At 69.9% G+C, this 14120-nt stretch carries 13 protein-coding genes; 8 read left to right on the top strand and 5 right to left on the bottom strand.

The annotated features are described in order from the left end of the window. Nucleotides 1-111: 111 nt before the first annotated feature. Complete coding sequence (locus Ato02nite_RS08285) at nt 112-1356, top strand: PucR family transcriptional regulator (RefSeq protein ID WP_213005822.1); 1245 nt, start codon at nt 112-114, stop codon at nt 1354-1356. A 144-nt stretch (nt 1357-1500) separates the two neighbouring features. Further along, a complete protein-coding gene (locus tag Ato02nite_RS08280; protein ID WP_213005821.1) occupies nt 1501-2169 on the top strand; it encodes a CBS domain-containing protein in 669 nt (222 codons plus the stop codon). Between the two features lie 109 nt (nt 2170-2278). Here the strand turns inward: Ato02nite_RS08280 and Ato02nite_RS08275 are convergent, their stop codons facing one another. After that, the gene (locus tag Ato02nite_RS08275) at nt 2279-2725 is read right to left on the bottom strand and encodes a MarR family winged helix-turn-helix transcriptional regulator (protein ID WP_213005820.1); all 447 of its coding nucleotides are present in this window, start codon (nt 2723-2725) and stop codon (nt 2279-2281) included. Between the two features lie 86 nt (nt 2726-2811). Here Ato02nite_RS08275 and Ato02nite_RS08270 point away from each other — a divergent pair, with 86 nt between their 5' ends. The 4 genes from Ato02nite_RS08270 (at nt 2812) to Ato02nite_RS08255 (ending at nt 7418) form a co-directional block, all read left to right on the top strand. Continuing rightward, entirely contained in the window at nt 2812-3528 is a 717-nt protein-coding gene (locus Ato02nite_RS08270) for an SDR family NAD(P)-dependent oxidoreductase (protein ID WP_213005819.1), read from the top strand. A 5-nt stretch (nt 3529-3533) separates the two neighbouring features. Next, on the top strand, nt 3534-4151 hold the full coding sequence (locus tag Ato02nite_RS08265) for an NAD(P)H-binding protein (RefSeq protein WP_213005818.1): 618 nt from the start codon (nt 3534-3536) through the stop codon (nt 4149-4151). Between the two features lie 148 nt (nt 4152-4299). After that, complete coding sequence (locus Ato02nite_RS08260; RefSeq protein ID WP_213005817.1) at nt 4300-4761, top strand: hypothetical protein; 462 nt, start codon at nt 4300-4302, stop codon at nt 4759-4761. Between the two features lie 26 nt (nt 4762-4787). Continuing rightward, nucleotides 4788-7418 carry a M48 family metallopeptidase gene (locus Ato02nite_RS08255; protein WP_213005816.1) on the top strand — a complete coding sequence of 877 codons (2631 nt, stop codon included), beginning with the start codon at nt 4788-4790 and terminating at the stop codon, nt 7416-7418. Nucleotides 7419-7490: 72 nt separating this feature from the next. Here Ato02nite_RS08255 and Ato02nite_RS08250 read toward each other — a convergent pair whose 3' ends face one another. Beyond that, nucleotides 7491-8708 carry a pectate lyase family protein gene (locus tag Ato02nite_RS08250; RefSeq protein ID WP_213005815.1) on the bottom strand — a complete coding sequence of 406 codons (1218 nt, stop codon included), beginning with the start codon at nt 8706-8708 and terminating at the stop codon, nt 7491-7493. Nucleotides 8709-8932: 224 nt separating this feature from the next. After that, nucleotides 8933-10522 carry a tannase/feruloyl esterase family alpha/beta hydrolase gene (locus Ato02nite_RS08245; RefSeq protein WP_213005814.1) on the bottom strand — a complete coding sequence of 530 codons (1590 nt, stop codon included), beginning with the start codon at nt 10520-10522 and terminating at the stop codon, nt 8933-8935. 382 nt (nt 10523-10904) lie between these two features. Between Ato02nite_RS08245 and Ato02nite_RS52455 the strand changes: the two genes are divergently transcribed. Beyond that, nucleotides 10905-11027 (top strand): hypothetical protein, encoded by a 123-nt coding sequence (locus Ato02nite_RS52455; RefSeq protein WP_281419707.1) that lies wholly within the window; start codon nt 10905-10907, stop codon nt 11025-11027. A 21-nt stretch (nt 11028-11048) separates the two neighbouring features. On the opposite strand, the gene Ato02nite_RS08240 is transcribed toward Ato02nite_RS52455, so the two are convergent. Both Ato02nite_RS08240 and Ato02nite_RS08235 read right to left on the bottom strand, forming a co-directional pair. Further along, a complete protein-coding gene (locus Ato02nite_RS08240) occupies nt 11049-12557 on the bottom strand; it encodes a hypothetical protein (protein ID WP_213005813.1) in 1509 nt (502 codons plus the stop codon). An 86-nt stretch (nt 12558-12643) separates the two neighbouring features. Beyond that, complete coding sequence (locus tag Ato02nite_RS08235) at nt 12644-13558, bottom strand: EamA family transporter (RefSeq protein WP_213005812.1); 915 nt, start codon at nt 13556-13558, stop codon at nt 12644-12646. Between the two features lie 69 nt (nt 13559-13627). Here Ato02nite_RS08235 and Ato02nite_RS08230 point away from each other — a divergent pair. Next, nucleotides 13628-14120 (top strand): LysR family transcriptional regulator (locus Ato02nite_RS08230; RefSeq protein WP_213005811.1); only part of this gene is annotated, 493 nt, incomplete at its 3' end.

Below are 14120 nucleotides of genomic sequence, written 5' to 3'. Positions count from 1 at the left end.
GCGACCGGACCGTGACAGGGGCGCGGTGGACGAAGTTGGCGGGTCTACACTGCCGACCATCGGCAAAGAACGTGTACGGGCGGCCGTGGTGCCGAACGATGGGGGAGGCAGATGCCTGACAGCTCCCGGCAACGCGGCGGGCGCCGGCCGGCGGCACCCGAGCCGGACGATGCCTGGCTCGTAGGGGTCGCCGAAGGGGCTAGCCGGGACGCCGGCGGCGTTCCGGTCGAGTTGCTCGGTGACTACTTGACGTTGCTCGCCGACGCGGCCACCTACGGGCGTACGGCCAAACGCCGCGAGTTGGACGCGGTCGGTCTGCTCGGCCGGCAGGCGGCCGAGCAGGGCATCTCCGCGGGACGGGTGGTGCAGCTCTACCTGTCGGCGGCGCGTCGGCTCTGGCAGGACCTGCCGATGGTGGTGCGCTCCCGTGACCGTGAGGAGGTCCGCGCGGCTGCCGCCGCGGTGCTGCAGGTCGTCGACAAGGCGGTGGCGACCCTTGCCGAAGGCTATGCGGTGGCACGTCGTGACCTGGTCCGGCGGGAGGAGGCCCTGCGCCGGGAACTGATCGACGACCTGCTGCGCGGCGACTCCGACCTGGGAACGCTGGTGGAACGGGCCGAACCGTTCGGGCTCGACCTCGCCCGGGTCCATCAGGTGGCATTGGCTGCCCCCAGCCGGCGGCTGCCGGACGCCGACGCGGCGATCAGCGCACTCGAGGCGGTCATCTTCGACCGGCTCGGCGACCGCGACGTTCTCGTCGCGACCAAGGACGGCCTACTCGTGGTGCTGGCACCGGCCGATTCCCCGGCGGCAGGCCGGCTGTCGCCGTCGATGGACGCCGGCAACGAGCTGGGCCGGCTCGTGCATCAGGAGCTCGACCGCCTGCCCCGCGGACGACCGTGGCGGGTGGCGGTCGGGCGCGCCCACCCCGGTCTGTACGGCATCGCCCGCTCCTACGAGGAGGCTCGTGAGGCGCTCACCATGGCCGGCCGGATCCACACCGACACGGCCGTCCTCAACGCTCACGACTTGCTCGTCTACCGGGTCCTGCTGCGCGACCAGCCCGCCATCGTGGACCTCGTCCAAGCGGTGCTCAGCCCGCTGAGCCAGGCGCGCGGCGGCGCCGGGCCGCTGCTGGACACGCTGGACGCCTACTTCGCCACCGGCACCGTGGCCACCGAGTCGGCGAAACGGCTGCACGTCTCGGTGCGCACGGTCACCTACCGGTTGGACCGGATCAAGACGCTGACCGGTTACGACCCGGCCGACCCCGCGCACCGGTTCACCCTGCAGGCGGCGGTGCTCGGCGCCAAGATGCTCAACTGGCCGCAGGAACCGATGCCGGGCCCGGCATGACGGTCATCGCCGGCACGGCTTGCCGACCGTCGGCAAACAGCCGCTCGCAAGCTCGCCGTCGCCGACCCTGACGGTTCACGCCTCACCCGGCCACGATGGACAGGTCAGATCAGGCCATCGACAGGGAAGATGAGGTGTACGACCATGCAACCGTGGCGGGTCAGCGACGTCATGACCGCCCCCGTGATCACTACTGCCGAGGACACGCCGCTCAGGGAACTCGCCGGCATCCTCACCAGCCGCCGGCTGAGTGCCGTGCCGATCGTTGGTCACGACGAGCGGCCGGTGGGTCTGGTGTCGGAAGCCGATCTGCTGGCGACCCTCGCCCCCCGCAAGACCCGGGCGACCAGGGCCGCCGCAGCTGTGGACGTGATGAGCAAACCCGTGCTGAGCATCGCGCCGGACGCACCGCTGTCCGAAGCGGCGACGAAGATGCGAGCCAAGAACGTGAAACGGTTGCTGGTCACCGACGGGTCCGGCCGGCTGGTCGGCATCGTCTCCCGCGCCGACCTGTTGCGCCCCTACTCCCGCTCCGACGCGGCCATCCGCCAGGACGTGACCGATCGCGTCCTACGACGCACCCTGTGGATCGACAGCAGCCAGGTGCGGGCCGACGTCTACGCGGGGGTGGTCACGCTCACCGGCACCGTCGGCCGCCGAACCACCGCCGCCATCGCGACACGGCTGACCGCACAGATACCCGGAGTCGTCCGCGTCGTGAACGAGATCCGTGACAGCTTCGACGACACCGCACTGGCCCGCTCACGGATCCACAAGACGCATCCGTTCAGCGCCGAACCGTTCCGGCCCTGATGCGCGGCGTTCGCCGGTGCCGGCGGCTCCGCCCGGTGAGCCGGCGGGCCACGCGGTCGCGGCTTTCGGCGCAGGCCCGGAACCAAGTGTGGTCGGCGACTGACCTTTGTCAGGCCGGCTGGGCCGGATGGCTGGTCAGGACCTTTTCCAGCAGGACGCGCAACTGGTGACGTTCGTCAGGATCAAGGGCGACGAGCAATTCATTTTGTACGTCGAGGGCGAGCGCGTGCAGGTCGTCCAGGTGCTGCAGGCCGGCTGCGGTGGAGGCGACGATGTTGCGCCGCCGGTCGGCCGGGTCGGTGCGCCGTTCGACGTGTCCGTTGTTCTCCAGGCGCGTGACGATGCCGTTGACGTTGTTGCGGTCCAGTCCCAGCCGCCGGCCCAGTTCGGTCTGGCTGAGCTCGCCGTACTCCCGCAGGGTGGCGAGGACGGCGAAGTCGGAGCGCGCTTCGAGCGGCATCCGCGCCGCGGTGAATCGGGCCCCGAGGGTCGAGACCCGCCCCGCCTGCCAGCTGGCCAGATTGCGCAGGAGGGCCGGCGCTCCAGGGTCGGTCATGTCGTCATCCTAACCGATTTGTTGGTACGGCCAACAGAGTCGTGATACGTTGGTGAGACCAACATTGGTTTCACCAAGGAGTTTCGATGACGAACCAAGCGGCTCGGCGGGTCCTCATCCCTGGCGGCAACGGCGCAGTGGGCGAGGGCGCGGTCCGCGCCTATCTCGCAACCGGCGCCGAGGTCGTCGTGCCGACCCGGACCGAGCAGCGCGCGGACGAGTTCCGCGAGCTGCTCGGCGACGCGGCGACCGGCCACCTGCACCTGTTCGCCCACGACTACTCGACCTTCGAGGGCGCCGAGGCGCTCGCCGTGACGATGCAGGACCGGCTCGGCGGCATCGACGACGTGGTAGCGCCCATCGGCGGCTGGTGGGCCGGCAAGCGACTGTGGGAGATTGACGCCGCCGACTGGGACGACGCTTTCACCGGGCTTGCCACGACCCACATGGCGGTCGCCCGGGCCGTCATGCCACGGCTGAGCGGGCGCGGCGCGTACGCGATCGTCGTGGGCGAGTCCGCGGCCTACCCCGTTCCCGGCAGCGGGCTGGTCAGCATGGAGCAGGCCGCCGTACTGATGATGCAGCGGGTTCTCGCCGCCGAGGCCGGGGACGAGAAGCGGATCCACGCGCTCGTGCTCGGCCCGGTCCGGACCCGTCTGGTGGCGGGCGAGGCCTCCTGGGTCAGTGCCGAGCAGGTCGGCGCCGTCGCTGTCGCGCTCTCCCGGTCACCCGGCGAGTCGAGTCGCGAAGTGTCACTGCGTACCGGCGCCGACGCCGAGCTGATCCTGGCGAGGCTCGCATGATCCTCATGACGACAGCCGGCAAGGTGGGCGCCGAGGCGGCGCGGTCGCTGGCCCAGCACGAAACGCCGGCCCGCGTCCTGGTGCGCGACCCGCGGAAAGCCGCCGCGCCGGCGCAGGCCGGCGTGGACGTCGTCATCGGTGACCTTGATGATCGGGACACCGTCGACGCGGCGATGCGCGACGTCTCGGCCGTGATCCTGGTGAGTCCGGCGATCCCGGCCCAGGAGATCACCGTCATCGACAGCGCCGTCGCCGCGGGCGTGTCGCACGTCGTGAAGGTCACCAGCAAGGTGTCGTCCGACTCACCCTCACCCGCAGGGCACGCGGGCAAGACCTACTGGCCGACCGGTCCGGCGAGCCTCTCCTACGCCGAGGCGGCCGAGGAGCTCTCCGCGGTGCTCGGCCGGCCCATCACCTTCCGCTCGCTCACCTTCGAGGAGCAGAAACAGGACATGGTCGATGCCGGCGTTCCGGAGCGCATCGCGGAGATGAATGCTCAGGCCATCAGACTGTTCGCCGAGGGCGACTCGGACTGGGTCACGGACGACGTGCCCGCGATACTCGGCCGGCCGGCGGGCACCTTCCGCCAATTCGTCGTGGACCACGTGGCCGCCTTCAGGTGACGCGGTGACGGTCCGCTGTGGATTCCATATCGGGGGAATCTTCGGCCCGCCCGCCGTGCGCGGACCTACCATGGTCCAACCGGTGGAGATGACGGTTCATGTGCGGGCGATCTCGTGATACCGCGCCACCCACGGGGGAGGAGACGGCATGACGCAGCCTGTCAGCGGCACGGAGTTCGTGGTCGGCTTCGGACGCGATATCGTCGCCGAACTGGCCCCGGCCGAGCTGTCGGTGTTCGAGGCCGTGAGCGCCGCCTTTCTGCGAGATCCCAAGCGGGTGCTGAGCCGGCGTTCCGGTCCTGGTGTGGTGCTCGGGTCCGGCATCGACGTTGTGGTGCTGACCGTGTCGCCCGTGGCCCTGGCCGTGGCTACGGCGGTCTACCAGCAACTCGTCGACAAGACCGCCGAGTCCACGGTGAAGCATGCCGTCCGGATGGTGAACCGGCTACGGCGCGGCAAGCAGCCGGAGCCGCTGCCGGAGATCACCGCGGAGGTGCGGGACACCGCGGCAGAGGGAACCCGTACGCTCGTCGAGAACCTGACCGAGGATCCTGACCTGGCCCGGCAGTGCGCCGACGTGGTCCGGGTGCTGCTCGATCGCCGCCGGTGATCGCCGCCGGGTCGGGGTCGCGGCCCGTGGCCGGTGCTCCACCGCCCGACCGGCAGAGCACCGAGGTGCCGTCCTCCGGCGCCGCCGAGATTCTCGCAGTGCCGTCGGGGACCACCCTGCGCTTCGGCACCGTGGTCACGCTCGCGGTCGCCTCCACCGTGTTCGTCTACACCGAGATCGGGGCCATCTGGCCGGGTTCGACCAGTTACGGCGACGAACGCTGCCAGGTCCGGGCCGGCCTGTACCTGACGAGTGACGGCATAACCGATCCGAACGAGTCGAAATGGGCGGCGTACCGGGGATGCATGTCCGGGGTCTTCCTGCCCCGGCTGGGCTGGCTCGTGTCGGGTTTGCTGCTCCTGGCCGCGGTCGCCACGATCATCTACTACGTGCAGCCGATCTGGCGCGTCCGCCGATCCCGGCTGCTTCGCCTCGACGAGGTTCCGACGCTCGAAGCCCGGCTGAGAGGTCCGCTCGCGGACCTCGTAGCCACCGCAGGACTCCGCCGTGCGCCGACCTTCCTGCTCGACGCGAGCAGCACCCGGGCCGGCGGCTTCGCGTTCGGGCGGCGAAGGCGTCCGTTGGTGTGCCTCGACGCTGGGCTTGTCGCGCTTCTCGACCAGGACCGCCGGGCCTTCGACGCCGTCGTGCTGCACGAGTTGGCCCACGCCCGCAACAACGACGTGACCACCACCTACGCCACTCTCTCCGTTTGGCGGTCGTTCCTGCTGGTAGCGGCCGCCCCGTACGCAATGGTCTACGTTCTGCCGGTGTCGGGCTGGCCGTTGCGGTGGACGGAGATGTCACCCACGCAGGAGGGGGCGGTGATCCGGCTGGTCGCCATGGGGGCTCTGGTCTACCTGGCCCGAACCGCGGTGCTCCGCTCGCGCGAACGGTACGCCGACGCGATGGTGGTGCTGTGGACGGGACACACCGATCCGTACTCGTCCCTGGCCCACCGGAAACGCCTCCGCGTTCCGAGTTGGATCGCCACCCACCCCAGCCGGTCGGCCCGCGCCGCGGCGATGCGTGAGCCCCGGCAACTGTTGCGGCCCGGCGTTGCCGAATCCGTGCTGGCCGGTGCCGCGGTTCAGCTGGCCTGGTCCAATCTCGGGTACGGACTGGCCAAGATCGCCTGGTACCGCGAAGGCAATCACTCCCAGACGATCATGCGGGTCGTTCTGGCGTTCATGATCGGTGTCGTGGTCTGCCTCATCGCCCGCCGTGGAGCGGCCTATCGCCGGGCCGGCGGCGGACGGCCGCTGGTGTTCGTCCTTCCCGGTTGTGCGCTCGGGTTCGGTCTGGTCCTGAGCATGCTGATGACCCTGCAGGAAAGCGGGCTGACCGCGGCGCAGAGCATCGCGCCGGCCCGGGTCGTGCTCGGGGTGACGGTGGTGGTCGCCGGCGCGACGGTGTGCGGGTGGGCTGGCTACTGCGCCCGTCTGATCGGCCCGCAGGTCCTCGGCCGGCGTGGGCTGCTGACCGCCGCCGCCGTCGTGCTCGTCTGTTTCAGCGGCCTGAGCTGGTTCGCTGACTCCACGGCGGCGGAGCAGGTGTGGCGCGAGCTGCTACACCCGGCCTTCGAGTTTCTGGCCACCTATGCGCGCGAAGCGCAGTGGAGTCCGGCGGATCGGCCGATCCTGTCGGTAGTCGTGGGCGTGTTCGTACTCAACACCCACCGCGTCGTCACCGCCATGGCGCTGGCCGTGGTGTGGCTCGTCCCGCTGCTGCTCGCGCCCGACGCCGGCCGGCGCCTGCGGTGTGGCCTGCTCGCCGGCGCCGCCGGAGCCGCCGGGTGGGCGATGACGGTCGCCGGACTGCGGGTAGCCGCGACCGGACACGACGGCGCGGCGTTCGCTCTCGTACTGACCGCCTGGGAGATCGCCGCCGCCGGTGTCGTCCAATTCGTCGTGGCCTGCCTGGTGGTGCGGCGGGCGGACGGGATCACGGCGGCCATCGCCGTCTGGATACTGAGTGTCTGCGCCGGCGCCGGCGTGTGGATCACGCATTGGCAGCACGGTCACGTCGACAGCGCGCTCGCGACCCGTCCGTTGCAGGTCCTGCCGATCCTCGGCACCGCCATGACGCTCGTCGCCCTGACAGTTCGCCGGTCACCTCGGGCCACGCCGGCGGCGACCGATACGACGCGCTCTCCTCGCGTCGTCGCCCCCGTCGTCGCCGGGCTGCTCGCCGTTTCGGCTGCCGGGGTGGTGTGGTGGCCGCACGCACCCACCGTGGTCCCGCTACTGCCTCCGGCCCAGGCCGGGTCGTACGACCTGAACCAGGCCGTCACCATCTGGATCTACGGCGGCGGCTGGGACACTGCGCAGACCGTGGACATCGCCCGAGACAAGGCGGTGCGCGCCTTCGGCACCGCTGACACCTCGGCCATCGAAGCTGCCTGCAAGCAGCTGCAGACGGTGGTGGGCGACGCGGCGGGGTTCCCGCTCCCGCCGGCGCCCGAGGTCCGCGATACGTGGACCGCGGAAATCGACGACACGGCGATCGCCGCGTCGGAATGCGTACGGGCTATGCGTTCAGGTATCGGGTCGGATCTTATGGTGGCGAAGTTCGAGAGCAGCATCGCGCACGCCGGCCGTCTGATCGAGCAGTTGGACCAGGCGCTGCGGCATACGTCGCGCATCGGCCCGGACTGAGCAGAGCATCCTGACCGGTCTCGAAAGGGGGCCATGGGACCGGGGAAGCCTGCCTCCCCGATCCCATCGGGATCAGATTTTGCCGGTGCCGGCGTTTGCGAGGACGGATGCCTTTACCTGCGACGCCGGGAGCTTCGGGAACGGGTAACCGCTCGGTAGGGTCCAGCCGACCGCGGTGGGTGCGGTGCAGCCGGTCAGAGGGGCGCCGTTGATGAGCGAGCCGCTGTCGGTGAAGTTGCCCTCGGGGTTGTCCATGTTCGGGTTGCGCACGACGTCGGTGCAGGCTCCGGCCTTGGCTCCGGTGATCTCGAAGACGTTGTTCTCCGAAATAATCTTGGATTTGAGCCCGGTGCCGATGCTGTACAGGTGCGGGTAGGCGGGGTCGGTCTTACTGCCCTTGAAGTAGTTGCCGGCCATATGCACCATGCCGAAGCGAACTCGGGGCGCCCGCTGGCCGATGTTGTCGAACAGGTTGCCGATGAAGCTGATCGTCTGGTGGCCCTCGTCGCCCGTGTTGGAGTCCGACGATCCCACCAGGGTGTTCTTGTCGTGTTGCGCGAAGATGCTGTTCGAAACGGTGACGTAGTCCGATGCTTTCTTGATGTCCAGCGAACCGTCGTGGCATTGGATGTGCTTGACGACGCCGTTCTTGTCGGTGTTGCCGAGCGGTTCCATGTCGTCGGTGTAGGGGGCGTCGGTAAACCACATGTGATCGATCCACACGTGGGTGGAGTGGTCTACCGTCATGCCGTCGAACTCGGAGTTGTAGTTGCCCGCCCCGTCGCCGGAGTCCCACTTCGGCTCCAGGTCGCACGGGTTGCTCACCTTGATATTGCGGATGATGACGTTGTCCACCGAGGACAGCTTGAAAAAGCCGTTCGGCAGGTACGCGGTCGAGCCGACACCGATGATGGTGGTGTTCGGGCGGACCTTGATCTCGGCTCGTTTCGCCTGGTCGCTGTGGTTGGCGAAGGGCGTACCCTCGGTCATGTCGATCGTGCCGAGCCACTTGATGATCTTTGGCGCGGTCTTGTTGGTCTTGCCTGTCACCGGATCGGTGCCGTCCAGTGCCTTCACCAGGTCCGCCTTGGTGGAGACGGTATAGATCTGCGCGGTGGCCGCCTGCGAGCCGCCGGTCGTTCCGCCCGACTGGGTGGCCCAGCCCAGGTCGGCGGCGGCGGTCGAGGCGTCGGCGGCGGTCGAGGCGGAGGCGTTGGTGGTGGTCACGATGCCGGCGGCGGCCAACAGCACCGCACTGCCCGTGATCACCGCGAAGGGCTTGAGTTTCATCACTGTCTCCAGGGGTGCGGCGACGGCGGGGCGGCCCCGGGATGCCACCCACGAGATGTCGCTTTTACCCGTGTTGTGAGGCCGGGAGCGGGCCTGAGCCAATACATCGATTAATTGCGATGTTAGGGAAAGCGCTTACCTGCCTTCAAGGCTCGGCGTGTGCAGCTTTGTTGCAGAAGTCGCCGAGGCCGACGGCAAGAAGTCAGAATGAGTCATCAGGCAAGCTAGCTCGGCCGTCGCGCCGGGGTGCAGGTCCAGTGGCCGTCGTGCCAGCTGCAGGTCTGCTCGTAGCCGGAGCGGAAGGACCCGAGCCAGGCGATGTCGTCCTGGTAGCGCGTGGGCGGCGGTGCCGGTGCGAAGTTCGTCGCGTCGTCGACGCTGCCGCTGCCGTCGTAGCGTGCGACGGTCGGATAGGGGTAGACCGGCCGGGTCCGTACGACGGTGTCGTCCTGGCGCTTGGTGGCCACGAGCCGATCGGGTGCGACGCCGTTCTCGACCCACGCGAGGGTGGGGGTGAGCGCGTCGATCGCATCCGGCCCCTGACCGTCACCGCAGTGGGAGACGCCTGGCAGCATGAACAGACGGGCGAACCGCTGCGTGGCGGCCGTTCCGCCCATGCGCTCGGTGAGGGCGCGGTAGTAGGCGATCGTCCCGTAGGGCGAGATCGCCGGGTCGGCCCAGCCGTGCCAGAGCAGGAGCTTCCCGCCCGCGGCACGGAAGGCCGTCAGGTCGGGGTCGCTCGCGTCGTAGATGCCGGCCTGCTGGGAGATCTCGCGGAAGGTCGCCGAGTCGTAGTGCAGGTCGCGCAGTGTCGCCGACGGCCGGACGGACGGGTACGCGAGGTACTTCAGAGCGTTCGTCGCGTTGCCCTCGGCCACGGCCGGGTTGCCGGCGGCGGTCGGGGTGACCCAGCGGGCCCAATTCGCTTCCGAGCCCAAGGGCTCACCGCCCGGGTACATCAGCCGGCCCCGCTCGTCGCGTGGCCCGGCGTACAGCTTGCGTACGGCATCGGCCTGCGCGTCGGTGAGGCAGCTCGCGCTGTCGGTTCCCGTCGGGCAGCGCAGGCTCCGCGGATCGAACGAGCAGGCCCGCGGGTCGTCGATCTGGCCGTCGGCCAGGCCGTCCCGGGCGTCGCACTCGCGCAGGACGGCGGCGTGCAGCGCGGGAAGCTTGGCGGCGGTCAGGATGGGCCGGCCCTGCGCGTCGGTGTTCGCCGTGGCGTGCCAGCCCGTGGACCACACGATGAGCGAGGAAAACAACGACGCCGGGGCGCCGGCGACGATGCCGTCGAAGTCGTGCGGGTAGCGCTGCGCCTCGGTGAGTCCCTCGTGGCCGCCCTGCGAGCAGCCGTCGAAATAGGAATAGCGCGGGCCTTGTCCGTAGTAGAGCGCGATGAGCCGCTTGGCGACGAGTGCCACGACGTGGTCGGCCCGGTAGCCGAAGTCGACCCGGAGCTGCGGGTCGGCACCGAAGGTGCCGTCGAAGCCGGAGACGCCGACGTGCCCCTGGTTGTTGGTGGCCAGGACGAAGTCGCCGCGGTTCAGCGGCACGCACCCGTCCGTCGCGTCGGCGTAGAAGTCGATGTTTCCGCAGAGCGACGCGCACCCGAGCTGCAGATAGCGCTGTCGCCACGTCGTGGTGGGGAGGAACACGTCGAACTGGATCTGCGGCGCCACGATTCCCTTGACCTCGCAGGCCGCCGAGCCGTCCGGCGAGGTCGCCGCGGTCGCGGACCCGATGACCGCCGCAGCGCCGGGCGTGCCCGACAGGTCCTGCCCGGCGAGGGCCGCGCAGTCGATTTTCGGCAGTACCACGGGAGGGCTGGTGGACGAACCGTCAGCCTCGGCGAGCACCACGGCTGCGGCCGTAGGGGGCGCGGATTGGCCCCCGCCGGCCATCACCAGGACGGCCAGGACGGAGAGTACGGCCGGTAGTGCCCGGACTCTGACGGTGCGGATGGCGCGTCCCGGTGTCCCGTCCCATCCATGAGCGCGCATGCCTGTCCTCACCGTTTCCTGACGTACGCGTGGTCGGAACCTCGCGTGTTACCGGCGACCCCGTGAAACGAATACGGAAAACAAACTTCCGAGTACGGAAGGCTAAATATGGCCGCGAACAGGTGTCAATACCGACCCGGACATTCAATTGGCGGCCGGGGCCGTGGCGTCTCTCGCAATCATGGTGACGAGGGTGTCGATGAGCTCCTCGGCGGAAGTACGCCACTTGTCGGTCTCGAATTCGCCGGTGACCCGCCTGGGATACCAGCCGCAGGTCACCGTGGAGGACGGGCTGCGCCAGATGGCCGGCACCCGGAACTGAGAGGGCAATCCAGGAAACAGCTCACCACGCGATGGCGGCCAGGCGGATGTGGCCGGCGCCATTGGCGTCCTCCGGGCTGTACCACGAATACCAGAACTGACCGGCGGTGCTCAGCTCGGCGTGGCCGCTGAGCGCGTAGCAGGCGTAGACGCCCTGGGTGCACGGGTCCGGGACCCGGCCGGAGGCGCTCAGCGTCCACGGGCCGGCCGGGGTGGTGGCCTGCAGCACCTGGAACTCGGCGCTGCCGAAGCCGGTCTGCACGATCATGGCGGAGCGGTGCGAGCCGGCGCCGGCGTAGTCGGCCACGTGCACCGAGCCGGCGAACGGCACGGACGCCACCGAGGTGGCCAGTGCCGGGTTGCTCTGCCAGGAGCCGTTCCACCAGCGGTAGTTGCCGCGGTTGCCCCACGCCGACGGGGTGGCGGACACGCGTGCGGCGATGATGCGGTTGGTGGTGACGTCGGTGGCGTACAGGTAGAGGTAGCCGTCGCCGCCGAAGACCGGGGAACCCAGGCGCTCGGCCGCAGGGATGCCCGCCGACAGCGGTGACGCGACGAACGGGGTGGCGGTGCCGAGGAACCGGTTGGTGGCCGGGTCGTAGCGGACCATCGAGAAGCGTTCCTCCGGCAGCTGCCCCGCGGAGATCACGCACGTCTCGGCGTACGTGATGAGCAGGGTCGCCGTGCCGGGGATGGCGGTCACGCCGGAGGGCCAGGATGCTGCGTAGGTCGTGCCGCCGGTCCCGCACGGCGTTTCGGCCGGCTGGCCGGGTGGGGCGCCGGACGGCATCTGCAGGCCCTGGGGGACCGGCAGGAAAAGCGCGGGGCTGGTCCGGCCGGACGCCGGTGGTGCCGGCGGGGTGGGCAGCTCCTGCAGCGTCGTGGGGACCTGGCCGCGCGTGTACGGGCCGGCCGCCGCCGTGGTGCCGGGCAGGAATGCCGGTCCGTTCTTCTGCACGGTGTCGCCGAACAACCACAGCGCCTGGCTGCCCGACCAGGCGGCGCTCAGACCGGCGTCGCGCGGGATGCGGTTGGCGGCGGTGTCCGCGACCGACAGTGGGCGGCCCAGGTCCACCGTGGCCAGTGTCCCCGGGCCGGCGGTGCGGAAATTCTGGGTGGCGCTGAACTCGCCCGGGTCGGGCTGCCAGCCGGGCTGGGTGATCGGGTTGCTGGGTTGGCCGATGCAGGCGCCCGGCTGCGCGACGTCGGTGTCGCCGTAACCACAGAACTGGCTGCGGTACAGGGTGTTCGGCGTCAGACCGGTGATCGTCTCGGCCACGTCGTAGAAGGCTCCGCCGGTGTTGGTGTTGCCGTCGCGGTGCGGGGTGCTCAGCACCGTCGCGGAGCCGTCCACCCAATACTGGAACCAGTAGGTGCACGGGTTGGCGGCGTTGTCGGCCCGGCAGGACGCCTGCGCGTGCAGGGTCGCCGATGTCGCGGAAACCGCGGTCGGGGCGGTCGACCAGCCGACGCAGCCGGCGAGCAGCAGGCAGAGAACACACATCGCGGCGAGCAACGGACGGCGCGTCATAAGGTGCCTCCTCGAACCCGGTCACTCGGACCGTATGCGTTGGGGCCGCACCCGTCCATGCCAGTTTCGATCCGGTCGGTCCGGCTTCAGGTCTGGCCGTCAGCCAACCACCTCACCTGGTACCGGGGCGGCGTCCGTACGGCGCCGACGTTGGCGGCGATGACCAGCGCGATGGCCAGCCCTTCGAGAGGGGTGAGTTGCTGGTGCAGGACGACATAGCCGGCGATCGCAGCGACGGCGGGCCCGAGACTCATGAGGACGGCGAAGGTCGAGGTGGGCATGCGGCGTAGTGCCAGCAACTCCAGGGTGTAGGGCAGCACGGAGGACAACAGCGCCACTGCGGCGCCCATCGCCAGGATGTAAGGGTTCAACAGCGTGGTTCCTGCCGTGCCGGCGCCGAAGGGAAGAGTGAGGACCGCGGCGGCGGTCATGGCCAGGGCCAGGCCGTCAGCCTTGGGAAAACGCTGCCCGACCCGCGCACTGGCCATGATGTATCCGGCCCACACAGCGCCTGCTGCGGCCGCGAAGCCGATCCCGGCCGGGTTGAACCGATCGGATCCGGTGCTGCTCAGCAGCGCGACCCCGGCGGCGGCCAGGCCGGCCCACAGCCAACTCGCCGCGCGGCGGGCGGTCACCACCGACAGCACGAGCGGCCCCAGCACCTCCAGCATCACCACGGGACCGAGCGGGATCAGCGCGATCGCTTGGTAGGCCAGCGTGTTCATGCCGGCGAGCGCCGCACCGAATCCGCCGATCAACAACCAGTCGGCTCGCCGATATCCCCGCACGCTGGGCCGGCACACCGCCAGCAGCAGGAGCGCCGCGATCGTCAGCCGCAACGTCACGACTCCGTCCACCCCAACCCGGGGGAACAGCAGCGCGGCGATCGCGCCGCCGAACGGACCGGACAGCAGGGCTCCCAGTACCAGCGTTACCGCCCCGGCGCGCCGGGGCGAGGGCACCGCCACATCAGCAGGGGTGGAGTTGAGAGCGTGGGCCATGCGCTCGACGTTAAGAGTCACCTTTCGGCGCGGGAAATGCCGATTTGGCTGCGGTTATGCTCTGTGGTTATGACCGTAGAGCTGCGGCATTTGCGCGCCTTCCTCGCCATCGCCGCCGAAGGCAGCATCACCCGGGCTGCGGCCCGGCTGCATGTGACGCAACCCGCGCTCTCCCGCACACTGCGCCAGCTGGAGGAGCACCTCGGTGCCCGCCTGATCGACCGGTCCACCCATCATCTACAGCTCACCGCCGCCGGACACGCGTTCCAGACGCGGGCCGCCGCCGCGGTCACGGCCGTCGACGAGGCACTCGACCCCGCACGCGCCGGAACATGGCCCTTACGCCTCGGCCACGCCTGGTCAGCACTGGGCGAACACACCACGCCACTACTGCGACGCTGGAAGCAGGAACACCCGGACACGCCCTTGCGGCTCCTGCGCGTCGACGATCGCACCGCCGGACTCGACCACGGCACCGCCGACGTCGCCGTCATCCGGGGCGAGGTCGACCTACCCGCCCAGGTGAACACCGTGGTCCTACTGCTCGAGCCGCGCGTCGCCG

The organism is Paractinoplanes toevensis, from assembly GCF_018332695.1.
Taxonomy (GTDB): Bacteria; Actinomycetota; Actinomycetes; order Mycobacteriales; family Micromonosporaceae; genus Actinoplanes; species Actinoplanes toevensis.
The sequence above is the reverse complement of the archived record's forward strand: the minus strand, read 5'-3'. Positions and strand labels throughout refer to the sequence as shown.

Excerpts from the sequence above, each read along its gene's own strand:
- Ato02nite_RS08285 (WP_213005822.1), top strand. The coding sequence starts at position 112 with ATGCCTGACAGCTCCCGGCAACGCGGCGGGCGCCGGCCGGCGGCACCC.
- Ato02nite_RS08280 (WP_213005821.1), top strand. The coding sequence starts at position 1,501 with ATGCAACCGTGGCGGGTCAGCGACGTCATGACCGCCCCCGTGATCACT.
- Ato02nite_RS08275 (WP_213005820.1), bottom strand. The coding sequence starts at position 2,725 with ATGACCGACCCTGGAGCGCCGGCCCTCCTGCGCAATCTGGCCAGCTGG.
- Ato02nite_RS08270 (WP_213005819.1), top strand. The coding sequence starts at position 2,812 with ATGACGAACCAAGCGGCTCGGCGGGTCCTCATCCCTGGCGGCAACGGC.
- Ato02nite_RS08265 (WP_213005818.1), top strand. The coding sequence starts at position 3,534 with ATGACGACAGCCGGCAAGGTGGGCGCCGAGGCGGCGCGGTCGCTGGCC.
- Ato02nite_RS08260 (WP_213005817.1), top strand. The coding sequence starts at position 4,300 with ATGACGCAGCCTGTCAGCGGCACGGAGTTCGTGGTCGGCTTCGGACGC.
- Ato02nite_RS08250 (WP_213005815.1), bottom strand. The coding sequence starts at position 8,708 with ATGAAACTCAAGCCCTTCGCGGTGATCACGGGCAGTGCGGTGCTGTTG.
- Ato02nite_RS52455 (WP_281419707.1), top strand. The coding sequence starts at position 10,905 with ATGAGCTCCTCGGCGGAAGTACGCCACTTGTCGGTCTCGAATTCGCCG.
- Ato02nite_RS08240 (WP_213005813.1), bottom strand. The coding sequence starts at position 12,557 with ATGACGCGCCGTCCGTTGCTCGCCGCGATGTGTGTTCTCTGCCTGCTG.
- Ato02nite_RS08235 (WP_213005812.1), bottom strand. The coding sequence starts at position 13,558 with ATGGCCCACGCTCTCAACTCCACCCCTGCTGATGTGGCGGTGCCCTCG.